We start from the raw sequence: 22,640 nt of genomic DNA on the forward strand, positions 1-22,640 counted from the left end.
CCGGGCGGCGGAATCCGGTCCGGCTGTGCCCCTCATACTGCCGCTCCGGGCATGGCGGAGGCACAGACTCCGCGCACGTGCCCCCATAAGTTGCAACCCCCTGCAACCCTGGTGGACCGTCGCGGAGTGGCTGAGACTTGACCCAGGCGGTGGGGGGTGGTGCCGTGTCGGCGCAGCATCACCCCCTCCCTCCGGGGGTCCGGCCGGAGCCCGTGCCCTTCGGACAGGTCAGACCGGCCTCGCCCGGTCCACCACCGACTCCAGGTCCAGGCCCGCCGGCAGCGTGCCGAACGACGCCCCGTGGTCGCCGCCCAGGCGGGAGGCGCAGAAGGCGTCGGCGACCTCCGGGGGCGCGTGCCGTACCAGGAGGGAGCCCTGGAGGGCGAGGGCGAGCCGTTCCACCAGGCGGCGGGCCCGGCCCTCGATGCCGTCCAGGTCGGCGAGTTCGGTGAACAGGTCCTTCACCGCACGGTCCAGCCGGTGGTCGGCGCCGTGCGCCCGGCCGATCTCGGTGAGGCACGCGTCCAGTGCGCCCGGCTCCCGCTGCAGCGCCCGCAGCACGTCCAGCGCCTGGACGTTCCCGGCACCCTCCCAGATGGAGTTCAGCGGCGACTCCCGCACCAGCCGGGGCAGGCCGGAGTCCTCGACGTACCCGTTGCCGCCCAGGCACTCGGCGGCCTCCACGGCCACCGGGGCACAGCGTTTGGTGATCCAGTACTTGGCGGCCGGCACCGCGAGCCGCAGGAACGCGCGCTCCTGCTCGCCCCCGTCGTCGTACGCGGCGGCCAGCCGCAGCGCGAGCGCGGTCGCCGCCTCCGACTCCAGCGCGAGATCGGCGAGGACGTTGCGCATCAGCGGCTTGTCGACCAGCTTCCCGCCGAACGCCTCCCGGTAGGCGCAGTGGTGCACGGCCTGCGCCACCGCCTGCCGCATCAGGCCCGCCGAGCCGAGCGCGCAGTCCAGCCGGGTCGCGGCGACCATCCCGATGATCGTGCCCACCCCGCGCCCCTCCTCGCCGACCCGGCACGCCCAGGTGCCGTCGAACTCCACCTCGGCGGAGGCGTTCGAACGGTTGCCCAGTTTGTCCTTCAGCCGCTGGATCAGGAAGGCGTTGCGGCTGCCGTCGGGCAGGACCCGCGGGACCAGGAAGCAGGTGAGCCCGTCCGGGGCCTGCGCGAGCACCAGGAACGCGTCCGACATGGGCGCCGAGCAGAACCACTTGTGCCCGGTCAGCGCGTACGTCCCGGATTCCGCGAGCGGGACCGCCCGGGTGGAGTTCGCGCGGACGTCGCTGCCGCCCTGCTTCTCCGTCATGCCCATCCCGAACAGCGCGCCGGGCTTCTGACCGGCGGGCCGCAGCTCCCGGTCGTAGACCGTGGACGCCAGCCGGGGCTCCCACTCGGCGGCCAGCTCCGGGTCGGCGCGCAGCGCGGGCACGGCCGCGTGCGTCATCGACAGCGGACAGCAGGTGCCCGCCTCGGCCTGCGTCCAGACATGGAACCCGGCCGCCCGGCGCACGTGCCCGGAGGGCCGGGTCCAGGCACCGGTCAGACCGGCCGAGACACCCTTGCCGAGCAGCCGGTGCCAGGCGGGGTGGAACTCGACCTCGTCGATCCGGTGGCCGTACCGGTCGTGGCTGCGCAGCCGGGGCGGGTACGCGTTCGCCTGCACCGCCCACTCCTGCAGCTGCGTCGAGCCGGCGGCCCGGCCGAGCGCCGACAGCTCGGCGCGCACCTCGTCCAGGACGTCCGGGCCGGCGTACCGGTCGACGGCCTCCACGAGGGCCCGGTCGGCGGTGAAGACGTCGTAGCCGACCAGTGGGGGCGGCTGGTTCGTCACGGTGTGGGTGGAGGTACCTGCCATGACTGCGAACCTACCCGGGACGGCGGCGATGATGGCGGTGACGGCCTCCAGAGTGGCACAGCGCGGGCAAGCCGGGGCGGAGAACCGTTGATCGCCCCCGGAAGGTGAGGGCGGCCCCGCGCGGCGGATACCGTTAGGACGTGCAGCCAGCAAGTGACATCCCCGAGCAGCCGGCCGGCCGGCTCCACCGGGCCAGAGCCCTCTACCGGAACGTATCCAAGCGCAGGACCGCCTGGCTGTTGCTCAAGGACACCGTCAACTCCTGCATGGAGTACCGCATCCTGGGCCTGGCGGCCGAGGCGGCGTTCTTCACGCTGCTGTCCGTGCCGCCGCTGCTGCTGAGCCTGATCGGACTGCTCGGCTACGTCGACGACTGGACCGGCGCCGACACCATCCACAGCCTGGAGACCAACCTGCTGGAGGCCTCCCGCACGGTGCTCTCCGACAAGGGCGTCAAGGAGATCGCCGAGCCGATCCTGGACGACGTGATGAAGGGCGGCCGGCCCGACGTCATCTCCATCGGCTTCCTGTTCGCCCTGTGGTCGGGCTCGCGTGCGGTGAACGTCTTCATCGACACCATCACCGTCATGTACGGCCTGGACGGCGTCCGGGGCATCGTCAAGACCCGGATCATGGCGTTCCTGCTGTTCATCGTGGCGCTGCTGATCGGCTCGGTGGCGCTGCCGCTGATGGTGGCCGGGCCGGACGCGGTGGTCCGGATCCTGCCCTGGTCGGAGACGGTCGTCCAGGTGCTGTACTGGCCGGTCGTGATCGTCCTGTCCATCGTCTTCCTGACGACGCTGTACCACGTGTCGGTGCCGGTCCGCTCCCCGTGGATCGAGGACGTGCCGGGCGCCCTGGTCGCCCTCGCGATGTGGGTCCTCGGCAGCTTCCTGCTGCGCATCTACCTCACGAACACCATCGAGGGCGCCACGATCTACGGCTCCCTCGCCGCCGCCGTCGCCGTGCTGCTGTGGATCGGTGTGTCCGCCTTCGCGGTGCTCGTCGGCGCGGCCGTGAACGCGGCCATCGACCGGGTCTGGCCCGCCGCCGCCACGGCCGCCGCGCGCGAGGCCAACGAGCGGGTGCGGCATGCGCAGGTCGCCGAGTACGTCGCGCGTGCCGCGGCGGCCCGCGAGGCCCACCCCGACGATCCCGACGACCCGGACATGCCCTCCGAGTTTCCCGAGCGCTGGTCCCGCTTCCTCCCTCCGGAGGACGTGACGGCCCGCCTGCGCACCCATGCGAAGAACCCCCACCACGCCCACAAGGGCAGCGGGGGGCACGGCGGCCATGGCGGCCACGGCGGCGACAGCCCTTCCTGATCCCCGAGGTGTCCGTCTCCTCCCCGCGGTGGAGAAGGCGGCTGTGCTTGTCCTCGGGATATCCACCCGGCACTCCACCCCTGCGCCGATCCGCCGGACACGGTCCTGCGCCTAGCGTGATGACACAGGTGTACGGCTCTGAGACCGGGCAGGGAGGCAGCGGACATGGTGCAACCGACAGGACACACGCGGGGGCGGGGTACGGCACGGGGGACGGCCGGGGAGGCCAAGCCCCCCGAGCCCCCCGAGCCTCCCGGGCCGCCCAGGCCCGCCGAGCCACCCGGAGCGGCCCGCGGCGCCCTGCTGTCCCTCGCCGTGGACATCCTCCTCCCGCTCCTCGTCTACTACGCGGCCCGGGCACTCGGTGCCGGCCAGGCGCCCGCCCTGTTGCTGAGCGGGGCGCCGCCGGCCCTGCGCCTGGTGGCCGGCGCGGTGCGGCACCGCCGGACCGACGGAGTGGACCTGTTCCTGACGGTGCTGCTGGCCACCGCCGCACTGGTGTCCCTGATCGGCGGCGGCCCCCGGGTCCTGCTGTTCAAGAACGCCGCACTGTCCCTCGCGGTCGGCGGCTGGGCGCTCGCCACCGCGTTCACCGGCAGACCCCTGGCCTTCCAGCTGGGACAGCGACTGCACCGGGGAAGCGCGGTCCGCGTACGGGCCGGATTCTGGCGGGACAGCGCCCCGTTCCGCCGCGGCCTGCGCGTCCTCACCCTGCTCTGGGGAACCGAGCAGCTCCTGGACGGGGGTCTGAGCGCACTGGCCGCGGCCACGCTGCCGACGGACACGGTGCCGCTGTTCGACCGTGTCCTCTCCCTCCTCTTGCTGGCCCTGACCGCCGGGGCCACCGCGGTCTACGCCCGCCGCTTCCGCATACGCCACGCCCTCCCGCTGTTCGGTGCCCCGGCCCCGGCACCGGCCCCGACGACGGCTCCCGGCGCCGGCCCCGCCCGGGCGCCCTCGCCGTCCGTGGTCCGCCGGCCGGGCTGAGCGGTCCATCGGCCGGGCTGAGCGCGGAGGCCGCACACGGGCACCCCCGGCGACGTACGCTGGCTCCCGTGTACACGGAGCGGGCATCCCGGCTGACCGGCGCGGTCGTGTGGACGAACTCCCCGGCCGGCTCCGGCGCCCGGCCCGTGCTGCCCGACGGCTGCATGGACCTGCTGTGGAGCGAGGGCCGGCTGCTGGTCGCGGGGCCCGACACCCGCCCCTACGCCCCTGAGGGCCCGGCCCGCTCCTGGGCCGGTGTCCGCTTCTTCCCCGGGACCGCACCCGCGCTGCTCGGCGTCCCGGCGCACGAACTACGCGACTTCCGGGTGGAGTTGGCGGACCTCTGGCCCACAGCGCGGGTCCGGAGGCTGTGCGACCGGATCGCGGCGGACCCCGACCCGGCGAGCGCGCTGGAGGACATCGCGCTCGACCGGGCGGCGGAGGCAGGACCCCCGGACCCGGTGCTGCGCCGGCTGGTGGAGTGCCTGGACGAGGGCCGCCCGGTGTCCGCGACGGCCGCTGATCTGGGCCTCGGCGAGCGTACGTTGCACCGCCGCTGCCTGGCCGCGTTCGGTTACGGCCCGAAGACCCTGGCCCGCATCCTGCGTCTGCAGCGCGCGCTGAGCCTGGCCCGCTCCGGGACGCCGTACGCGGAGACGGCGGTCCGTGCGGGCTATGCGGACCAGCCGCATCTGGCGCGGGAGGTGCGGCAGCTGGCGGGGATGCCGCTCGGGGAGCTACTCGCCGGAGACGGGTAGCGGGGCGAACAGGGCGACCTCGTTGCCGTCGGGGTCGTGCACGACGGCGTACCGCTGGCCCCAGAAGGCGTCCCACGGCTTCAGTTCCCCGTGGTGGCCGGCGGCCACCAGCTCCTCGTACCGGGCGTCGACCTCGGCGGGGGAGTCGCAGCGGAAGGCGAGCGAGACCCGCCCTCCGCCGGCGGGCGGCTGCCAGCCGGGCTGGAAGGAGCGGATGGTCTCCTCGGTGTCCAGGGCGAGCACCAGCCCGCCGGGCAGGGCGGCCTCGACATGCGGCTGGTCCTCGGCTCCCTCGGGGAAGACCAGTCCGAGGCGGCGGTAGAAGGCGAGCGAGGCGGCCAGATCGGAGGCCACCAGGCCGGTCACGGCGAATTGTACGGTCATGCGGTCACCGTAGGCGGCGGCCGGTCAGCCGGTCTTGAAGGAATCGGACACCGGGAACACCGGGCACACCGGTGGCGGGCCGGCCGGGTTCGGGGTGCCCGGCGCGGCGGTCCGGACCGGATGATCCGAGGCGCTCGACGAGGACGAAGGTGACGCTGATCAGCAGGGACCAGGCGCCGAACTTGGTCAGCGGCACCGGCTGCCAGCCGCCGAGCTGCTGCGGGTAGCTCCAGGCGCCCGCGTAGGTCGCGGCGTTCTCGGCGACCCAGAGGAAGAAACCGATCAGGACGAAGGAGACGGCGAGTGGCATGCGGTAGCGGTGGGTGCCCACGCTGAAGCCCACCCAGCTCCCGGCGGTCGCGGCGGTCATCGCCACCGCGAGCGGCCAGCGCAGGTCCGGTATCCAGTGGTGGGTGAAGAAGTTGAGGTAGACGGCGGCGGCCACCAGGGTCGTGGCGGCGGCGCGGTAGCGGGTGTAGCGCAGTCGCATCAGCCGCCGGGCCCGGCAGACGTAACTGGCGACCGCCGCGTACATGAAGCCGCCGTAGAGCGGCACCCCGGCGATCTTCGTGAGGGCGTCCTCCGGGTAACTCCACGACCCCAGGCGCACCTTGACCAGCTCGAACAGGAGGCCCAGCACATGGCACACGGCGATCACGGCGGTGTCCCGCCGGGTCTCCCAGCCGACCCGGCGGGCGACGAGGGTGAGCAGCACGCCGTAGACCAGGATCAGGTCGTAGCGCGCCACGGGCAGCGGGGGCAGCAGCCGGGAGGCGCCGATCCCGGCCAGCAGCGCCCCGGCGAAGGCGCAGGCACGGACCTGGACCATGCCGAACCGCACCAGTTGGGCGAGCCCGTGCCTCAGTCCGCCCGCGGCGGACCTCTCCTCGTCGCGCATACCCCCTCCTTCGTGCGACAGCGAGGGGCCCGATCCTAGGCATGGAATTGAACATGTTCAATCATGGGGGTGCGGTGCCGGCCCGCCACTCCAGGCCGTAGCCCGTCGGCTCCGCGTCCGCGAAGGGAACGGTCCAGTCGGCCCCGAGCGGCAGGAACAGGGCGTACGACAGCGGGGCCGGAAGCAGTCCGGCGAAGATCACCCGGGCGTTGCCGAAGCGGTTCACCAGCCTCGCTCGCACCCGCACACACGGCCCTTCACCACGCCCGCCCCGGTGTCGCCTACCGCCGACCGGACCGCCGACGAACTCCCCGCCGCCCACCGATCCCTCGCCGGCGAGGTGGTACACGGCTCGGACCGGCGAAGCCGCGTCCGGCAGCCGGACACTCCCGGACGACAGGCGGGTCCGGCACTCAGCCGAAGGTGACCGGCCCGTTCGGGGAGTCGACGGTGAAGGAGAGCGCGGCCGGTCCCGGGCGGAGCGTCAGTGAGGTGCCCAGAGCAGCGAGTCGGCCGCGCAGCTCCTCAGGGTCGGGGGCCGAGGCCGACACCGCCAGCAGCGGGGTGACCGGCAGGCCCGAGGCGGCCGGGTGCCGGGAGTCGCCCCAGTCGATGAGGAACGGCACCAGGCCCGTGGCCTCCCCGGGACCGGCGTCGGTCAGCCGCCACCGCAGCAGGGTGCCGTCCGGGGTGCGGCGGCTCATCGGCCGTACCGGACCCGGGTCATGGCCCCGCGCCCGCGCCCCGGCGATCGCCGCGTCCAGGTCGGGCGGGCTGATGGCCCAGGTCAGCACCAAGGGCCCGGCCAGCCGGTCGACGCCGAGCGGGCGCGGCCCGGCCGGCTCGGGCTGGTCCGGATCGGGCCCGAGGATCTCCAGATAGCTCCGGCCGCCCAGCCCCACCAGGTGATTGCGCGTACCCAGTCCGAGGTGCACCCCGCCGGGCGCCGGTGTGACCCCGGTCCGCCGGGCGAAGTCCGCGACCGTCGCGCGCAAGTCGGGCGTGGCGAGGACGAGATGGTCCAGCAGCGGCGGAATGGCGTTCATCGTGCGGGAGGTTACGGGACCGGGGCCGCCCCGGGGAACGGCCGTGCGGCACCATGGGCACATGATCCGAACCGCACGCGCCCTGCCGCTGCTCCTCCTCCCGGCACTGCTCACGGCGTGCGGCACCGAGAAGGCGGACACCGGCGACGCCCGGGAGCCCGCGCCGACCGCCACCGGGCGGCCCACGCCGACCGCCACGCGGCAGCCCGGAACGGACGCCCGACTGCGGGCGTTGGGTATCGCACCGGAACTGGTCTACGTCACGGACGTGCCGGGCTTCACGCTCGCGCAGCAGTCGGTCGGGGTGAACGGTGACGACGGTTTCTCCGCCGCGTACTGGGCGAAGAACGGTGCCGTGCTCCACCTCTACGCGGAGCGGGGCAGCGCCGCCGACTGCCCCGAGGGCTATGCCTGCCTCGCACCGGCGAAGGGTCACGTGGTGCGGATCGGCGGCGAGAAGGTCGCGCCCGGTGTGCTCCGCAGAGCGGCGGACGCCGTGCACCGCCCCACGCCGGCGGAACTCGCCGCACTCCTGCCGCCGGCCCCCACGGCCACGGCCACGGCCCCGGTGCGGCGCGGCGACCTTCCGTCGTACGGCGACGGAGCGCCCGACAACCATGTGGGCGAGGGCGGTTGACCGGGCCGGCCACCGGTGACCGGAGGCGTCTGCCGGGCAGGCGCGCGTCCGCCTAGAGTCCCGTGGCATGCCTCCTCGTCTCCTCGTGTACACCCGTACCGCCGACTACCGTCATGACTCCATCCCGGACGCCGTCGCCGCCGTCCGGGCGCTCGGCCGGTTCGCTGTCGAGCACACCGAGGACCCCGCGGACCTCGAACGGCCGCTGGACGGGTTCGCGGCCGTGGTCTTCCTCTCCACCAGCGGTGACGTGCTGACCCCGGCCGGGCGCGAGCGGCTGGAGCGGTACGTCGGCTCGGGCGGCGGCTTCGCCGGCGTGCACGCGGCGGCCTGCACCGAGTACGGATGGCCGTACTACGGCGAACTGCTCGGCGCCCGCTTCACCCGGCACCCCGCCTGCCAGCGGGGCCGGATCCTCGTCGCGGACCCCGGCCATCCCGCCACCCGGCAGCTGCCGGCCGGGTGGGAATTCACCGACGAGTGGTACGACTTCGACCGCGCTCCGGGCGGCGGGGCCCGGGTGCTGCTGCGCGCCGACGAGACGTCGTACGACGGCGGCGGGATGGGCGCGGACCATCCGCTGGCCTGGTGCCGCGAACAGGGCCCCGGAGACGGACGTGTGTTCTACACCGCCCTCGGCCACTGTGCCGACGCCTACCGCGACCCGGTCTTCCTGGCCCACCTGAACGGCGGGCTCATCTGGGCGGGGCGGCTCGCCGAGTGACGTTTCTGCGGTGAACCGGTTCCGCCGTTCGAGTGAGTAAAGCTGGCGTAGGGCGAAGGTCACGTGACTATCTAGACATGCTCTTGTCTTGGCAAAGGGCGCCGGACGCGGCGGGCCACCCCCCTTCCGCCCGCGTCACCCACCCACAGGAGGAGCCGGACCTTGAATTACGGGAAGAAGCTGCGCGAGCGCATCGCCGGGCCCGGGACCACACCGCTGATCGGCGTGTACGACATGTACTCCGCGTCGATCGCGGCCAAGCACTACGACGGGATGTTCGTATCGGGCTTCGGCTTCGCGGCCTCGTACTACGGACTGCCGGACATCGGATTCATCGCCTGGCCCGACATGGTGGCCTTCGTACAGCGGCTGCGGGGCGCGTTCCCGCACCACCACCTGCTGGTCGACATCGACGACGGGTACGTCGACCCGGAGGTCGCCTGTCACGTCGTCGAGGGACTGGAGCGCATCGGCGCCTCCGGGGTGATCCTGGAGGACCAGAAGCGGCCCCGCCGCTGCGGCCACGCCGACGGCAAGCAGGTGCTGCCCCTGGACGAGTACCTGGAGAAGCTGCACAAGGTCCTGGAGACCCGCAAGGACCTGGTCGTCGTCGCCCGTACGGACGCCACCGACGAGCACGACATCCTGCACCGCGCCGAACAGCTGGCGGCCACCGAAGCCGACGTGGTCCTGGTCGACGGGGTGCGCAGCGTCGAGTGGATCAAGCGGATCCGCGAGGTCGTCGGGGACAAGCCGCTGCTGTTCAACCAGATCGCCGGCGGCAAGTCGCCCCGCCTGTCCCTCGGCGAACTGTCCGACCTCGGCGTGGACGTCGCCATCTACAGCACCCCGTGCCTGTTCGCCGCGCACGAGGCGATGGACTCCGCGCTCTCGGACCTCAAGGCCGCCGACGGCCGGCTGCCCGAGGTGGATCCCGCGAGCGGGGTCGGCGTGAAGGCCTCCACCAGCCTGCTGGAGCGCAACATCGCCCGCGACCGGCTCACCCCCGAGGGCGTGGGCGTGTGACCCGTGCGTTACCCCGGCTCGGCATGGCCACGGCGGTCGCCGCCGTGCTCCTCGGAGCCGGCGCCGTACCCGCCGTCGCGTCCGGAGGCCTGATCACCGTGATCGACAACTCGCGGACCGGTGTCGACAATTCGGAGCAGGACTCGATCCTGGAGGTCGACCGCACGGGCAACGCGCAGACAGGCAGCGGCACCGCCGGCAGCGACCACGACGGCAGCGCCGTGGACGTGGTGGAGGCCCTCGTCGGCGCCGGCCGGGGCGAGGAGGACTGAGCGACAGCAGAAGAGGGAAGCGGCCGGGCACCCCTGCGGGAGGTGCCCGGCCGTCGCCATGCGGCCGGGCACCTCCCGGGACTCAGTCCTCGGTGAGGTCGGGGCGGCCGTTCTCGTCCAGCTCGACGTCCTCCTTCGGGTCGTGCTCGTCGGCGGGCGAGGCCACGGTGGCGCGGTGCGGACCGGGAGCGAGGACGCGGTCGGCGGCATGGGCCGTGCCGTAGGCGGTGACCAAGGCGACTGCGGCCGCGACCAGGGCCGCGGCGGTACGCGTGGTGTGGTTCATGCCCGGAAAACGACCTCAGCGGGGGCGGGGTCACCGTCCGGTGCCCGAATCGGCCGCTGCCGTCACGCAGTTGGCCGCCCGGTCGGCGCCGCCGCGCGGGCCGCCGAGTGGTGCGCCGGGTGGTGCGCCGCGGGCCGGGCCGTGCTGGCGCGCTGCACCAGCCGGGTCGACAGTTCCGTCCGGGTGCCCTCGGGGCGCTCGCCGTGCATCATCCGCACCAGCAGCCGGAGCGCCGTCGCCGCCATCTCCGCCAGCGGCTGGCGGACGGTGGTCAGCGCCGGGGCGACCCAGCGCGCCTCGGGCAGATCGTCGAAGCCCACCACGCTCATGTCGTCCGGCACCCGCAACCCCCGCTCGGCCAGCGCCGCGTACACCCCGAGCGTCATCCGGTCCGAGCACACGAACACCGCGGTCGGCGGCTCGGGCAGGTCCAGCAGCTCGTGCGTGCGCAGCCGGGCGGTGGCCTCGTCACCGCCCGCGTGCCGCACGTACTCGGCGCGGTGCCGTACACCCGCGGCGGCGAGCGCCGAACGGTAGCCGGCCACCCGGGCGCCGTCGGCCATCGCGCGCCGGTGCCCGGCGATCACCGCGATCCGCTCGTGACCGAGCCCCAGCAGGTGCTCGGTCGCGCTCACCCCGCCCTGCCAGTTGGCCGCCCCGATCGAGACCACTCCGGCCGGCGGTTCGTGCGCCGGGTCGATGAGCACGTACGGGATGCGGTGCTGGTCCAGCCACGCGTACTGCGCGGCGGACAGCTCCGCCAGGTTGAACAGCACGCCCGAGGAGCCGCGCGTGGTCAGCTTGTCCAGCCAGCCGCGCTCCGGCCGGGCGCCCCCGCTGCGGCTCGGCCCGGCCGAGACCACCACCTCCAGGCCCGCCTCGTACGCCGCTGCCTCCACCCCGTGCAGCACGGCACCCGACCAGGAACTGTCCAGCGAGTGCAGTACCAGGTCGACCAGGCCCGGCGCCTTCGACGCGTCGAAGCGGGGGCGGCGCACATAGCCGAGCCGGTCGAGGGCCTCGGTCACCCGGCGGCGGGTCTCCGGTGCGACGTCCTCCCGGCCGTTGACCACCTTCGACGCGGTGGGCACCGACACGCCCGCCTCACGGGCCACCACCGCCAGCGTCGGGCCGGCCGCCACGCTCGCACTCCCCGCACGGACCATAGGGAACCACCTCTCCGGCCCGCCCGTGGGCCACCGAAAGTTGCGACCAACGCTGCTTCCGCGGCCTGCGCACCGACCATGCAGAAAGCGCTTCCTACGATAGATGCGCGTCAACACGGCGGGAAGACACGGGTGTTCCTCCGCAGCTCACCGGCGCTGTCGATGTGGGCCGCCTCCAACAGCTCGGCTGCTGAAGACCCCGGGGAAACCGTTTACGAAACGCCCTCGGCGTTCCACGGCGAGGGCTGTACCCGACCGGCGGGCGGCCGCACGGAGTGGCGTACGACGGCATGGGCGCCCGGCACCACGTGCTCGCCGTCGGCGCCCCTGCGGCGGCCCGCGCCGCCCTCGCGCCGGTCGGCCACCGATGTCGTCTCCCCTCAACCGGCCCTGAGCTGTGGTGAGTTCGGCGCGTCCCGGCAGCACGAGGATGCGCCGGTGGCCGGCCGACAGCAGGTGGCCGGCCATCGCGTAGGCGCCGCCCTCGTTGTCGTAGTCGACCGTCGTGGCCGGGGCGTCGCCCTCCAGGGGAGGCCTGCCCACCAGGACGAGACGGGATCCGGTCGCGTCCAGGGAGCGGGCGAAGCGGGCCATGCGCAGCTGGTACTCGTCGTAGTCGTACGCACCGCCCAGCAGCACCACCGCGGCCACGCCCTGCTGCCGCATGAGGTTCACCAGCGCCGGCTCCCGCTCGGGGTCGTCGCCGGCCGTGCCGACCAGCGAAGATGAAGGTCATCCGGGACCTGGACTACGTCACCGGTGCCGCGTTCGCTCACGTGGCCAAGGGCGTCGAGGGCGCCGCCACCCTGCGGGGCTGGCTTCGTCGCGGATGGTCGCCCGGCCGGCGTCACCGGGCGCCTTGCGCTGACTCACCGTTCCGGCTCCTTCGACGTCGTGGCGCGCTTCCCGCCTGCCCGGGTCCCGCCCGCGCCGGTGCGGAAACCGCGTCCCATGGTCACTCCGGGCTGGTGGGCCTGTGGACGGCGTCCGCCGCGGGCATCAGGCGACCCGGGCCAGATCCGTGTGCCGCACCTCGTGCAGCGGCGGCAGCCCCTCGGCCAGCCGCTCCAGCTCGTCCACCACGATCGCGCCCAGCCGCTGCAGCTCGTTGCCGAGCGAGCCCGCGATGTGCGGGGTGAGGAAGACGTTGGGCAGCCGGTACAGCGGGGAACCGGCGGGCAGCGGCTCGGGTTCGGTGACGTCGAGCACCGCGTACAGGCGTCCCGAGACCAGTTCCTCGGTCAGTGCCTCGTGGTCGACCAGCGCACCGCGAGCGGTGTTGATCAGCACGCCCCCGTCCCGGACGAGGGCGAGCCGGGTGCGGTCGAGCATGTGGTGGGTCTCGGGGATGTCGGGGGCGTGCAGGGTGACGATGTCACTGCGCCGCAACAGCTCCTCCAGCGGCAGCAGTTCCGCCCCCAGCGCGGCGGCCTCGGCGGGGCTCACGTAGGGGTCGTGCAACAGCACCGTGAGGTCGAACGGCCGGAGCAGCTCCAGGAGCCGGCGGCCCACGCGGGAGGCGCCGACGACCCCGACGCGGCGGCCGAGGTTGCCGGTGGCCGCGGTCTCGGCGGGGGTCGGACAGGTGTGCTCGCGGCGGTAGCGCTCGCGGTGGTCGAAGACGTCCTTGCCGGCGAGCAGGATCATCGCGAGCGTGTACTCCGCCACCGGCAGGGCGTTGCCGGTGACCGCGCTGGACACGGTGACGCCGTGTTTCCACAGGGCCTCGCCGACCAGGGAGCGGACCGAGCCCGCGGCGTGCAGGACGGCCCGCAGTCCGGGGGCCGCGGCGAGGACGCCGGCGTCCAGGTGCGGGCAGCCCCAGCCGGTGATCAGCACCTCGGCCGGGGCCAGGGCCTCGGCCACCACCGGATCGGCGAAGTCCCGTACGACGAACGCCGGGTCGATGTCGGCCGTCCGCCTCAGCCGGTCCATGAGCGGTGGGGGGAAGAGCAGCGGGAGGTGTACCGGATCCATCGCGAACACGGCCCGCGGCGGCTGAGGGCTGGGCATGGCTCTCCTGACGAACGCGGGGAAACAGTTTCAGAAAGCGCCTTCTACCGTATGTCTGCCGAGAAAGACGGGTCAATCGGTGGGGCTCGGGAGGTGGGCCGTGCCGGGCCGGGGCCGGCCCGCTTCCGGCACCGACGGCCCGCGCGTCCACGAGCGCACCGGCCTCGTCTCCGGAACACCCACCGGGACCGGCGAGTTCACCGCCACCACCACCGCGGGTAACGCGGCCGGCGACGCCACCGGCACCCTCATCCGCACCGTCGGCACCCCGCCGCCCGCACAGCATCGCCCACGAGGACGGGACCTTCGCGGTACGGGGCCCTGGGAGCGACCTCGGCGTCAACGGCCAGGGCAGCTCCGGCCAGTTCGTACGGCGGCCCAGCGGCGGCCCTCGAGGGCGGAGGCGGCGACTGCGGTTCCCCCTCCGGCGGATACGACCAGCTGGGCTGCGGCGCCCTGATGTACGCCGAATGGCCCACACGCGGGGCCCGTGCACCGGAATACCCGCGGCCGGTGTGGTGCTCTGAAGGAACACTGCACGCGCGGCGAAGGGCTGGTGGGCGATGACGGCAGACCAGACGGGCCCCGTGGTCAGAACGCCCCACGGAGCCGTACGCGGCCGGTACGAGCGGGGTGTCGCGGTCTTCCGCGGTATCCCGTACGCCGCCCCGCCCTTCGGCCCCCTGCGGTTCCGCCCACCCCGGCCGCCCGAGCCCTGGGACGGGGTGCGGGACGCCGGCGCGTTCGGGCCGACCGCGCCGAAGCCGCCGTACTCCGAGGCGTTCGCCCCGTACCTGTCCGACCCGGTGATCCCCGGCGACGACTGCCTCAACCTCAACGTCTGGACCCCCGAACCGGGACCCGGCGCCAAGCTCCCGGTGCTGGTCTGGCTGCACGGCGGCGCGCTGACCAGGGGCTCCTCGGCCGTGCCGGTGTACGACGGCAGCGCCTTCGCGCGTGACGGCGTCGTCTGCGTCTCGGTCAACTACCGGCTGGGAGTGGAGGGCTACGGACTGTTCCCGGACGCGCCCCCGAACCCCGGCCTGCGCGACCAGCTCGCCGCCCTGTGCTGGGTGCACGAGGCGATCGAGGCCTTCGGTGGCGACCCCGGCCGGATCACCCTGTGCGGCCAGTCGGCCGGTGCCATCAGCGCCGGCGTCCTGCTCGCCGCGCCCCGGACGCGGGGCCTGATCCGGCGGGCGGTGCTGCAGAGCGGCCCGCCCGAGATCCTGGACCGCGAGAAGGTACGGCGGATGGTGCGCCGGATGGCCACCCGGCTGAAGATCCCCGCCACCGCCGAGGCGTTCGCCGCCGTCGACCGCGAACTGCTGCTGCGCACCCAGGCCGAGGTCGGCCGGCTCAGCAGCCCGGTGCTGGGCGGCCCCGCGTTCGGTATCGTCGCGGACGGCGACCTCGTGCCCCGCGACCCGCTGAAGGCGCTGACCGAGGGCGCCGCCGCCCGGGACGTCGAGCTGCTCATGGGCTGGACCCGGGACGAGTACCGGCTGTGGCTGGTGCCCGGCGGGCTGCTGGAGCGCGTCGACCGGCTCGGCGCGTTCGCCCTGGCCGGGGCCATGGCCCGCTGTCACGCCGGCCACGAGATACCGCGCGGCTACCGTGCGCTGCACCCCGACGCCGGGACCGCCGAGATCGTCGGCCAGATGGTCACCGACCACCTGCTGCGGGTACCGCTGCACCGGCTCGCCGACGCCCGCCCCGGCACCTCCTACCTGTACGAGTTCGCCTGGCCGTCCCGCCTCCCCGGCCTCGGCGCCTGCCACGCGCTGGAGCTGGGATTCGTCTTCGACACCGGGGACGTGCCCGAGTCGAAGCGGCTGGCCGGCGAGGGCGCCCCGCAGGAGCTGTGCGACGCGATGCACACCGCCTGGGTGCGGTTCGCGACGACCGGGGACCCCGGCTGGGCGGCCTGGGACGCCACGCACCCGGTGCGGGTCTTCGGCGACGGCGTTCCGCACACCGCGTACGGCCCCCGGGACGCGGAGGTCGCCCTGTGGTCGGCCGCGCCCGCGCTCCCGGAACCCCCGCGGCACTCGGTGCCCCGCGCCCCCGGCGCCGAACTCGCCGCCGCGATGCGCCGGCTGCGCCGCTCGGTGGGCACCCTGCGCCGCTGACCCGCCCCTCGGCCACTCATGGCTGCCACCGAGTCCCGCACCACCCCACGCGTGCCCGGCAGCGGGTGCGCCGACCCGCTGCCGGCGCACCGGTCGAGCGCGGTGCGCACGGCCGGCCCAGCTCCTCGTAGGGCACCTGCACGGTGGTCATCCGGGCCCCTGTCTCCCCTGGGAACCACGCCGTACGGCAACCGGTTCCCGCGCCGGGAGGCCGGCGTCCCGGCGGAGCGGCGGGCCAGTGTCCCGCGGCCCCGGGCAGGGAAGGGGCCGGCCGCCCGGTGGGAGGCTCCGGGCGGCCGGTGGCAGGGGCACGGCTCAGGTCACCGGATGGAGAGGCTGTACCCGGTCCACCACTGACAGTACGGACGTGGATGCGCACCGTCACCGGCGCTCGGGGGCGCCGTTCGATCGAGGAGTGCTCTGCGTACTCCGGCGTCCCCCGGGTGGGGGACTGTGCGAGGAGCCGGAACGGTGTCGACTACCGGATCAAGCCGCCAGCGCCCCCGCGAGCGCGCCGATCGCCTCCGGACCCACCCGGCAGCACCCCCCGATCAGCCGTGCGCCCGCCTCCCGCCACGCCTTCACCCGCTCGGTGCCGAACGTGGTGCCCCCGCGCCAGGCCCGCGCCTGCGCGTCCCAGGCCTCCCCGCTGTTGGGGTACACCACGACCGGCTTGCCGGTGACGCGCGCCGCGATCTCCACCGCATCCCGAACATCCTCCGGCGCACAGCAGTTGACGCCGACCGCGATCACCTCGTCCGCGTCGGCGGCGAGAGCGAACGCCTCCTCCAGGGGCTGCCCGGCCCGCGTCCGCAGGCCCTCGACGGTGTACGACAGCCAGGCCGGCACCCCCAGCCCCCGTACCGACCGCAGCAGCGCGGCGGCCTCGTCGGCGTCCGGGACGGTCTCCAGCGCCAGCACGTCCGGCGCGGCGGCGGCCAGCACCTCCATCCGGGGCCGGTGGAACCGCTCCAGCTCGTCCACGCTCAGCCCGTAGCGGCCCCGGTACTCGGAGCCGTCCGCGAGCATCGCCCCGTACGGCCCGACCGAGGCAGCCACCCACAGCGGGCGCGAGACACCCGCTCCACGGGCCTGCCGGGCCGCCTCCCGGGCCAGTTCCACGCTCAGCCCGAGCAGCCGCGCGGCCTCGCCCCGGCCGATGCCGCGCTTGCCGAAGCCCTCGAAGGTGGCCTGGTAGCTGGAGGTGATCGCCACGCTCGCGCCCGCGAGGTAGTAGGCGAGGTGAGCCTCGGTGACCGCTTCGGGCCGCTCGGCGAGCAGCCGCGCCGACCACAGCTCGTCGCTCAGGTCGTGCCCGGCCGACTCCAGCTGGTTGGACATGCCGCCGTCGAGCACGACCGTCCCGGCGGCGAGGGCGTCGGCGAGGCTGGGGGAGGTGTCGCTGGTCATGTCACGACGCTAGTCGTTCGTGAACAGCTTGCCCAACATGTGAACGCCCCCGTCACGGTCACCCGCTCCCGCTGGGGATCCCTCATGGCCGCCCCATGTGTGACCGCGTGGCCGTCAGCCCCCGCGAGCTGAGGAGGGGAAGCGCTTTCTCCTCCTTGCCGTCAGACCCATTGACCCTCTCGTGGCTCACCTTTACCTTTTCGGCGTTCGGAATAGCAGATGAGGTCCGACATATCGAACATCGAACCTCCTTGCTTCCCCACCGAGAGGCAGTCCGCATGAGCCGCGACCCCCACCCTCCCCACCTCCCCGCCCGCCGCCTGCTGTTGAAGGGCGCCGCAGCCGCCGGCGCCCTGGCGGCCACGTCCGCGACCCCCGCACTCGCGTCCCCGTCCGCGTCCGCGGTCCCGAAGGCGGCCCCCTACGTGAACCCCCTCGTCGTCCAGCGCGCCGACCCGCACATCACCCGGCACACCGACGGCCACTACTACTTCACGGCGACCGTCCCCGAGTACGACCGCATCGTCCTGCGCCGCGCCCGTACCCTGAACGGCCTGTCCACGGCCGCCGAGTCGGTGATCTGGCGGGCGCACGCGACCGGTCCGATGGGCGCGCACATCTGGGCGCCCGAGCTGCACCGGATCGGCGGCAAGTGGTACATCTACTTCGCCTCGGCCCCCGCCGAGGACGTGTGGGCCATCCGCATCTGGGTGCTGGAGAACGCGAACCCCGACCCGTTCGAGGGGACATGGGTGGAGCGGGGGCAGATCAAGACCGCCTGGGAGACCTTCTCCCTCGACGCCACCACCTTCAAGCACCGTGGCACCCGCTACCTGGTCTGGGCCCAGCACGAACCCGGCATGGACAACAACACCGCGCTGTGGATCTCGAAGATGGCCGACCCGTGGACGCTGACCGGCCCCCAGGTCCGGCTGTCGACGCCGGAGTACGACTGGGAGTGCGTCGGCTACAAGGTCAACGAGGGCCCCTGCGTCCTGCAGCGCAACGGGCGGGTCTTCCTCACCTACTCGGCCAGCGCCACCGACTGGCACTACTGCATGGGCCTGCTGACCGCCGACGCGCACAGCGACCTGCTGGACGCGCGGAGCTGGAGCAAGTCGCCGGTCCCGGTGTTCACCAGCAACGACACCACGAAGCAGTACGGCCCCGGCCACAACTGCTTCACCGTCGCCGAGGACGGCCGGACCGACGTCCTCGTCTACCACGCCCGCCAGTACAAGGAGATCGCCGGCGACCCACTGCACGACCCCAACCGGCACACCCGGATCCAGAAGCTCGGCTGGAAGCCGGACGGCACCCCGGACTTCGGCGTCCCCGTGGCCGACACCGTGAAGGAGGGTGCGTGAGATGAGACGCGCGTACGCGATCCTGCTCGCCCTGTGCTGCGCCCTCGCCGCCGCCCTGGCGACGGCCGGACCGGCCCAGGCGGCACCGCAGACGATCGTCAACGGCACGCAGTTCACGGACACGTCGGGCGACCCGGTGCACGCCCACGGCGGCGGGGTCGTCAAGGTCGGCGCCTACTACTACTGGTTCGGCGAGGACCGCAACGCCGACAACACCTTCCGCTACGTCGACGCCTACCGTTCCACCGACCTGAAGAACTGGGAGTTCCGGGGCCACGTCCTGACCCAGTCGTCCTCCTCCGAGCTGGCCACCGCCAACATCGAGCGCCCGAAGGTCATGTACAACGCGGCCACCGGCAAGTTCGTCATGTGGATGCACAAGGAGAACGGCACCGACTACAGCGAGGCCCGCGCCGCCGTCGCCGTCTCCGACACCGTCGACGGCACCTACACCTGGAAAGGCAGCTTCCGCCCGCTCGGACAGCACATGTCCCGCGACATCACCGTCTTCGTCGACACCGACGGAACCGGATACATGGCCTCGGCCGCCAACGAGAACTACGACCTGCACATCTACAGGCTCACCGCCGACTACACCGGCATCGCGAGCCTGGTCGCCAACCCCTGGCCGGGCGGCCACCGCGAGGCCCCGGCGCTGTTCAAGCGAAACGGCGTGTACTTCATGCTGACATCCGGCGCCACCGGCTGGAACCCCAACCAGCAGCAGTACGCCACGGCCACGAACCTCGCCGGCCCCTGGACCTCGATGACCAGCATCGGCGACTCCACGGCCTACGGCTCGCAGACCGCGTACGTCCTTCCCGTGCAGGGCACTTCGGGCACCTCGTACCTCTACCTGGGCGACCGCTGGGGCAACTCCTTCGGCGGCACCGTCAACGACTCGCGGTACGTGTGGCTGCCGCTCACCTTCCCGTCCTCGACCTCGATGTCGATGTCCTGGACCCCGGAGGTCACCGTCGACACGGCCACCGGGACGGTCAGCGGGACGAGCGCCACCTACCAGACGCTGATCGCGCGGCACAGCACCAAGTGCGCCGACGTCACCGGCCAGTCGCTGTGGGCGGGCGCCCAGATCAAGCAGTACGGCTGCAACGGCGGCACCAACCAGAAGTACTGGTTCAAGTCCGTCGGGAGCGGTTACCACCAGCTGATGACCCGGCACAGCTCGCTCTGCGTCCAGGAGAACGCGAGCACGGTGACGCAGGAGAACTGCAACGCCTCGGCGGCCGGCCAGCAGTGGTCGGTCACCACCAGCGGCTCCTACGTGACCATCAAGTCCCGCGCCAGCGGCGAGTGCCTGGACGTGAACGGCGCGTCCACCGCCGACTCCGCCGCGATCATCACGTACACCTGCAACGGAGGAACGAACCAGCAGTGGACGCGCGGGACCTGAGAATCCCTAGGCCAGCAGGTCGATCGCGTCGACGGACGTGCCCGCGCTGAGATAGGACGTCGTCCCCGAGCCGCTCACCACATTGATCTTCAGCACGTTGTACCGACTGGTGTCCGTGAGCCAGGCACTGGCCGGAACGCTGTAGCTGAAGGTGTGGTTGTTGCCCCGGTACGAGCCCACGGTCAGCGACCGGGTGCTCGGCTGGGCGGGCGGCGAGGGGATCGACGACGTCCAGTCGTTGACGGTGATCTGCGGGCGGCCGTTGGCGTAGGCCGTCGTCACGCCGATGCGCAGGGTGTGCGCGGCGGCGGCCTGCGCGGCGGTCAGCTTGAAGTAGACGATGATCCCGCTGTTGACGTCCTTCCACAGGTAGCAGGGGAAGGCGGACGTCTCCGTGCCGCTGCCGATCACCACGTTGCCGGTCCAGGACGCGGCCCGGACGTCGGAGGGGTGGGCGTACGTCATCAGGTCCGCGTTCTTGAACCCGGCCGGGGTGCCGTTCCAGTCGCCGATCCGCCAGATCGCGCCCGCGTTGGACGGGTCGTCGGAGGACGGGATCGTGATCGTGTTGAGGGTGGTCGTACCGCCCGCGGACACGCTCACCGAGGTGGTGTACACGGCCAGCTCGCCCTTGTGGACGGTCAGCGTGTACGTCCCCGGCAGTACACCGCCGATCGAGAACCAGCCGTCCGAGGAGCGCGCCGAACCCCAGTACTGTGCCGACGCGTTGGCGAGCCCCACCGTGTACGGGTACGCCGTGTCGCGCCCGGCGATCCCGACACCCGCGACCTTTCCGCGCCCGCTCGCGGGGACGTACCCGGAGATGCCGAGCGAGTCCGCCCACGGGGTGGTGAGCGTGCCCGGGAACAGCGACGAGGAGGGTGCCCCGCCGTCCGTGAACGCGATGACGTACGGGCCCTGGAGGCCGAAGCGCTGGGCCTCGGTCTGGTTCTCGCCGTAGTAGAGGATCTCGTACAGCCCGCCGCCGTCCGCGCTCTGGTGGCGCAGCAGCGAGCGGTAGAAGGGTCCGCCGGAGGCCTTCTCGTGGTTGCTGCGCACGATCCACAGGCCGACGCTGCCGGTGGACCAGCCGACGTAGGCGTAGTCCATGACCCGCAGCTTGGAGTAGTGCTTCGAACGGGTCTGGCCGTCGGACTTCTTGAAGACGTCCGAGGCCTCGATGGTGGTGGGCGCGTAGGTGTAGGAGTCGGGCTCGTCGTTGCGGAACTTCCCCGCGTTGACGCGCAGGATGTAACGGGTCGCCGAGACGGAGTCGTCGGCCTTGTCGGTCCACAGGTAGATGTTGTTCTCGCCGCTGCGGGCCGCGTAGTAGTGCCGGAGCGTGCCGTACGCGACGGAGATCAGGATCGTCGTACCGGACTGCCTGACCGTGACGGTGGAAGTGCCGAGGCCGGACTCGATGTGCGAGTTCTTGCCGCCGTAGCCCTGGTACTCGGTGCCCTTGTAGACCAGTGAGGTCAGGTCGCCGTTGGTCTTGCTGACCTTGAAGACCAGGTTCGCGCCGGTGTCGACCACGTAGTGCGAGCCGTCGTCGCTCCAGCCGAAGCCGGCGGCGGACGCGGTGGCCGCGAGCGGGCCGGCGAGGGCGGCCGAGCCGGCGGCGGCAGCGGCGCCGACGACGAAGGCGCGGCGGCTGACGGCGCTCTCGGGGGATCCGGACATGGGGGTGCCTCCTTCGGGAGGTCCGGGGTGTGCGGGTGTCTGGCAGAGTGACAGTTGAATCGATTTTGCGAAAGGGCTTTCACGGCGGGGCAGTCGGGGATTACTTGAATTTTCGCCTAAGACTAGAAAGCGCTTGTCCAGAGCGGTACGGTCTCGGGTCGGCCGAGGTTCGACCGACCAAGGAGCCGCTCATGAGACGTGTCACAGCCGCCCTGCTGGTGCCCGCAGCCCTGGGCGCCGCCCTGACCGCGACACCCGCCCAGGCCCACGGCGGCCGCCCGCTCGGCATGGCGAACTGCACCGCCACCGCCTGCCACTTCGACGTCCCCCCGGGCGCCTACGACGTCACGGTCCGGCTCGGCGGCGCGGCGGCGTCGAGCACCCGGGTCACCGGCGAGACCCGGCGCTCGCTGCTGCCGGAGACGGCCGTACCGGCCGGCGAGCACGTCACCCGCAGCTTCACCGTCGACGTCCGCACTCCCGAGGGCGAACCCACCGGCCCCGACGGAACTCCCGGCCTCGACCTGGCACTCGGCGGCTCCGCACCCGCCCTCGCCGGCATCAGGGTCACCCCCGCCCGACACGTCCGCCAGATCTTCCTCATCGGCGACTCCACCGTCTGCGACCAGCCCGCCGACCCCTACTCCGGCTGGGGCCAGCAGCTCCCGCAGTACCTGCGCAAGGGCCTGTCCGTCGCCAACCACGCCGACTCCGGCGAAAGTACGGTCACCTACCTGCAGAACCCGCAGCTGTGGGCCACCGTCCAGCCGCGGATCCGGCCCGGCGACCTCGTGCTGGTCCAGCTCGCCCACAACGACAAGACCACCGACGAGGCGACCTACCGCGCCAACCTGGAGACGCTGGTCGCGGGCATCCGGGAGAAGCGCGGCGAGCCGGTGCTCGTCACCCCGATCGTGCGCCGCTGGTTCAACGCCGACGGCACCCTGAACAACAACACCGCCCTGCTGGTCAACGGCCTCGGCGTCGACCACCCGGCCGTCATCCGCTCGGTCGCCGCCGCCGGGGACGTTCCGCTGATCGACCTCACGGCGAAGACCAAGGCGCTGGTGGAGTCCCTCGGCCCGGAGGGCTCCAAGGCCCTCTACCTCTCCGACGAGAAGCGCGACAACACGCACACCTCCGTGCACGGCGCCACCGTCTACGCGGGCCTGGTCCGCGACGAACTCCTCGCCCGGCATCTGGTGCCCGAGGGCGCCGTGCGGGTGGGATGAAGCCCTGGGGCGCCCCG

Annotated in this window: 22 protein-coding genes; 11 read left to right on the forward strand and 11 right to left on the reverse strand. The window is 72.9% G+C overall.

Features of this window, described 5'->3' with window-relative positions; all coding sequences use genetic code 11:
• Nucleotides 1-228 precede the first annotated feature (228 nt).
• Entirely contained in the window at nucleotides 229-1,863 is a 1,635-nt protein-coding gene (locus tag ACZ4U1_RS12650; protein ID WP_467902645.1) for an acyl-CoA dehydrogenase family protein, read from the reverse strand.
• A gap of 140 nt (nucleotides 1,864-2,003) precedes the next feature.
• On the opposite strand from ACZ4U1_RS12650, the gene ACZ4U1_RS12655 reads away from it, so the two are divergent.
• The 3 genes from ACZ4U1_RS12655 to ACZ4U1_RS12665 all read left to right on the forward strand — a co-directional run bounded on the left by ACZ4U1_RS12655 (nucleotide 2,004) and on the right by ACZ4U1_RS12665 (nucleotide 4,933).
• Entirely contained in the window at nucleotides 2,004-3,188 is a 1,185-nt protein-coding gene (locus tag ACZ4U1_RS12655; RefSeq protein WP_467902647.1) for a YihY/virulence factor BrkB family protein, read from the forward strand.
• Between the two features lie 165 nt (nucleotides 3,189-3,353).
• Nucleotides 3,354-4,175, forward strand: coding sequence for a VC0807 family protein (locus ACZ4U1_RS12660; RefSeq protein WP_467902648.1), 822 nt, complete (start codon nucleotides 3,354-3,356; stop codon nucleotides 4,173-4,175).
• A gap of 68 nt (nucleotides 4,176-4,243) precedes the next feature.
• A complete protein-coding gene (locus ACZ4U1_RS12665) occupies nucleotides 4,244-4,933 on the forward strand; it encodes a helix-turn-helix domain-containing protein (protein WP_467902650.1) in 690 nt (229 codons plus the stop codon).
• Here the strand turns inward: ACZ4U1_RS12665 and ACZ4U1_RS12670 are convergent.
• The 4 genes from ACZ4U1_RS12670 to ACZ4U1_RS12685 all read right to left on the reverse strand — a co-directional run bounded on the left by ACZ4U1_RS12670 (nucleotide 4,913) and on the right by ACZ4U1_RS12685 (nucleotide 7,261).
• Nucleotides 4,913-5,317 carry a VOC family protein gene (locus ACZ4U1_RS12670; protein ID WP_467902652.1) on the reverse strand — a complete coding sequence of 135 codons (405 nt, stop codon included), beginning with the start codon at nucleotides 5,315-5,317 and terminating at the stop codon, nucleotides 4,913-4,915. The two genes, ACZ4U1_RS12665 and ACZ4U1_RS12670, sit on opposite strands and share 21 nt — an antisense overlap.
• A 4-nt stretch (nucleotides 5,318-5,321) precedes the next feature.
• Nucleotides 5,322-6,215, reverse strand: coding sequence for a DUF817 domain-containing protein (locus tag ACZ4U1_RS12675; RefSeq protein ID WP_467902654.1), 894 nt, complete (start codon nucleotides 6,213-6,215; stop codon nucleotides 5,322-5,324).
• A 61-nt stretch (nucleotides 6,216-6,276) separates the two neighbouring features.
• Nucleotides 6,277-6,462, reverse strand: coding sequence for a hypothetical protein (locus ACZ4U1_RS12680; RefSeq protein ID WP_467902939.1), 186 nt, complete (start codon nucleotides 6,460-6,462; stop codon nucleotides 6,277-6,279).
• A gap of 166 nt (nucleotides 6,463-6,628) precedes the next feature.
• Complete coding sequence (locus ACZ4U1_RS12685) at nucleotides 6,629-7,261, reverse strand: VOC family protein (RefSeq protein WP_467902655.1); 633 nt, start codon at nucleotides 7,259-7,261, stop codon at nucleotides 6,629-6,631.
• Between the two features lie 61 nt (nucleotides 7,262-7,322).
• Here ACZ4U1_RS12685 and ACZ4U1_RS12690 point away from each other — a divergent pair, with 61 nt between their 5' ends.
• From ACZ4U1_RS12690 to ACZ4U1_RS12705, 4 genes are all read left to right on the forward strand, one after another.
• Nucleotides 7,323-7,898, forward strand: coding sequence for a membrane lipoprotein (locus ACZ4U1_RS12690; RefSeq protein WP_467902656.1), 576 nt, complete (start codon nucleotides 7,323-7,325; stop codon nucleotides 7,896-7,898).
• 67 nt (nucleotides 7,899-7,965) lie between these two features.
• Nucleotides 7,966-8,622 carry a ThuA domain-containing protein gene (locus tag ACZ4U1_RS12695; RefSeq protein ID WP_467902657.1) on the forward strand — a complete coding sequence of 219 codons (657 nt, stop codon included), beginning with the start codon at nucleotides 7,966-7,968 and terminating at the stop codon, nucleotides 8,620-8,622.
• A 162-nt stretch (nucleotides 8,623-8,784) separates the two neighbouring features.
• Entirely contained in the window at nucleotides 8,785-9,648 is an 864-nt protein-coding gene (locus tag ACZ4U1_RS12700) for an isocitrate lyase/PEP mutase family protein (protein ID WP_467902659.1), read from the forward strand.
• Nucleotides 9,645-9,920 carry a hypothetical protein gene (locus tag ACZ4U1_RS12705; RefSeq protein ID WP_467902660.1) on the forward strand — a complete coding sequence of 92 codons (276 nt, stop codon included), beginning with the start codon at nucleotides 9,645-9,647 and terminating at the stop codon, nucleotides 9,918-9,920. Before ACZ4U1_RS12700 ends, ACZ4U1_RS12705 begins: the two co-directional genes overlap by 4 nt.
• 82 nt (nucleotides 9,921-10,002) lie before the next feature.
• Here ACZ4U1_RS12705 and ACZ4U1_RS12710 read toward each other — a convergent pair whose 3' ends face one another.
• The 4 genes from ACZ4U1_RS12710 to ACZ4U1_RS12725 all read right to left on the reverse strand — a co-directional run bounded on the left by ACZ4U1_RS12710 (nucleotide 10,003) and on the right by ACZ4U1_RS12725 (nucleotide 13,385).
• Nucleotides 10,003-10,206, reverse strand: a complete 204-nt coding sequence (locus ACZ4U1_RS12710; protein ID WP_467902662.1) for a hypothetical protein — start codon at nucleotides 10,204-10,206, stop codon at nucleotides 10,003-10,005.
• A 62-nt stretch (nucleotides 10,207-10,268) separates the two neighbouring features.
• Nucleotides 10,269-11,372, reverse strand: coding sequence for a LacI family DNA-binding transcriptional regulator (locus ACZ4U1_RS12715; RefSeq protein ID WP_467902664.1), 1,104 nt, complete (start codon nucleotides 11,370-11,372; stop codon nucleotides 10,269-10,271).
• 147 nt (nucleotides 11,373-11,519) lie between these two features.
• Nucleotides 11,520-12,047, reverse strand: a complete 528-nt coding sequence (locus ACZ4U1_RS12720) for a hypothetical protein (RefSeq protein WP_467902666.1) — start codon at nucleotides 12,045-12,047, stop codon at nucleotides 11,520-11,522.
• A gap of 324 nt (nucleotides 12,048-12,371) precedes the next feature.
• A complete protein-coding gene (locus tag ACZ4U1_RS12725) occupies nucleotides 12,372-13,385 on the reverse strand; it encodes a hydroxyacid dehydrogenase (RefSeq protein ID WP_467902668.1) in 1,014 nt (337 codons plus the stop codon).
• Nucleotides 13,386-13,948: 563 nt separating this feature from the next.
• On the opposite strand from ACZ4U1_RS12725, the gene ACZ4U1_RS12730 reads away from it, so the two are divergent.
• Nucleotides 13,949-15,517: a carboxylesterase/lipase family protein gene (locus ACZ4U1_RS12730; protein ID WP_467902670.1), complete on the forward strand. Its 1,569-nt coding sequence runs from the start codon at nucleotides 13,949-13,951 to the stop codon at nucleotides 15,515-15,517.
• 486 nt (nucleotides 15,518-16,003) lie between these two features.
• Here the strand turns inward: ACZ4U1_RS12730 and mmuM are convergent, their stop codons facing one another.
• On the reverse strand, nucleotides 16,004-16,927 hold the full coding sequence (gene mmuM, locus ACZ4U1_RS12735; protein WP_467902672.1) for a homocysteine S-methyltransferase: 924 nt from the start codon (nucleotides 16,925-16,927) through the stop codon (nucleotides 16,004-16,006).
• Nucleotides 16,928-17,205: 278 nt separating this feature from the next.
• Between mmuM and ACZ4U1_RS12740 the strand changes: the two genes are divergently transcribed.
• A complete protein-coding gene (locus ACZ4U1_RS12740) occupies nucleotides 17,206-18,294 on the forward strand; it encodes a glycoside hydrolase family 43 protein (RefSeq protein ID WP_467902674.1) in 1,089 nt (362 codons plus the stop codon).
• A 1-nt stretch (nucleotide 18,295) separates the two neighbouring features.
• Complete coding sequence (locus tag ACZ4U1_RS12745) at nucleotides 18,296-19,708, forward strand: family 43 glycosylhydrolase (RefSeq protein ID WP_467902675.1); 1,413 nt, start codon at nucleotides 18,296-18,298, stop codon at nucleotides 19,706-19,708.
• A 6-nt stretch (nucleotides 19,709-19,714) separates the two neighbouring features.
• Here the strand turns inward: ACZ4U1_RS12745 and ACZ4U1_RS12750 are convergent, their stop codons facing one another.
• A complete protein-coding gene (locus tag ACZ4U1_RS12750) occupies nucleotides 19,715-21,391 on the reverse strand; it encodes a rhamnogalacturonan lyase B N-terminal domain-containing protein (protein WP_467902677.1) in 1,677 nt (558 codons plus the stop codon).
• A 191-nt stretch (nucleotides 21,392-21,582) separates the two neighbouring features.
• On the opposite strand from ACZ4U1_RS12750, the gene ACZ4U1_RS12755 reads away from it, so the two are divergent.
• Nucleotides 21,583-22,623, forward strand: a complete 1,041-nt coding sequence (locus ACZ4U1_RS12755; RefSeq protein WP_467902679.1) for a rhamnogalacturonan acetylesterase — start codon at nucleotides 21,583-21,585, stop codon at nucleotides 22,621-22,623.
• The last annotated feature ends 17 nt before the right edge of the window (nucleotides 22,624-22,640 follow it).

The sequence above is a fragment of the Streptomyces sp. NPDC028928 genome, from assembly GCF_055564915.1.

Excerpts from the sequence above, each read along its gene's own strand:
- ACZ4U1_RS12690 (WP_467902656.1), top strand. The coding sequence starts at position 7,323 with ATGATCCGAACCGCACGCGCCCTGCCGCTGCTCCTCCTCCCGGCACTG.
- mmuM (WP_467902672.1), bottom strand. The coding sequence starts at position 16,927 with ATGACCAGCGACACCTCCCCCAGCCTCGCCGACGCCCTCGCCGCCGGG.
- ACZ4U1_RS12685 (WP_467902655.1), bottom strand. The coding sequence starts at position 7,261 with ATGAACGCCATTCCGCCGCTGCTGGACCATCTCGTCCTCGCCACGCCC.
- ACZ4U1_RS12675 (WP_467902654.1), bottom strand. The coding sequence starts at position 6,215 with ATGCGCGACGAGGAGAGGTCCGCCGCGGGCGGACTGAGGCACGGGCTC.
- ACZ4U1_RS12745 (WP_467902675.1), top strand. The coding sequence starts at position 18,296 with ATGAGACGCGCGTACGCGATCCTGCTCGCCCTGTGCTGCGCCCTCGCC.
- ACZ4U1_RS12695 (WP_467902657.1), top strand. The coding sequence starts at position 7,966 with ATGCCTCCTCGTCTCCTCGTGTACACCCGTACCGCCGACTACCGTCAT.
- ACZ4U1_RS12730 (WP_467902670.1), top strand. The coding sequence starts at position 13,949 with ATGACGGCAGACCAGACGGGCCCCGTGGTCAGAACGCCCCACGGAGCC.
- ACZ4U1_RS12740 (WP_467902674.1), top strand. The coding sequence starts at position 17,206 with ATGAGCCGCGACCCCCACCCTCCCCACCTCCCCGCCCGCCGCCTGCTG.
- ACZ4U1_RS12755 (WP_467902679.1), top strand. The coding sequence starts at position 21,583 with ATGAGACGTGTCACAGCCGCCCTGCTGGTGCCCGCAGCCCTGGGCGCC.
- ACZ4U1_RS12750 (WP_467902677.1), bottom strand. The coding sequence starts at position 21,391 with ATGTCCGGATCCCCCGAGAGCGCCGTCAGCCGCCGCGCCTTCGTCGTC.
- ACZ4U1_RS12660 (WP_467902648.1), top strand. The coding sequence starts at position 3,354 with ATGGTGCAACCGACAGGACACACGCGGGGGCGGGGTACGGCACGGGGG.
- ACZ4U1_RS12715 (WP_467902664.1), bottom strand. The coding sequence starts at position 11,372 with ATGGTCCGTGCGGGGAGTGCGAGCGTGGCGGCCGGCCCGACGCTGGCG.
- ACZ4U1_RS12650 (WP_467902645.1), bottom strand. The coding sequence starts at position 1,863 with ATGGCAGGTACCTCCACCCACACCGTGACGAACCAGCCGCCCCCACTG.
- ACZ4U1_RS12725 (WP_467902668.1), bottom strand. The coding sequence starts at position 13,385 with ATGCCCAGCCCTCAGCCGCCGCGGGCCGTGTTCGCGATGGATCCGGTA.
- ACZ4U1_RS12670 (WP_467902652.1), bottom strand. The coding sequence starts at position 5,317 with ATGACCGTACAATTCGCCGTGACCGGCCTGGTGGCCTCCGATCTGGCC.
- ACZ4U1_RS12710 (WP_467902662.1), bottom strand. The coding sequence starts at position 10,206 with ATGAACCACACCACGCGTACCGCCGCGGCCCTGGTCGCGGCCGCAGTC.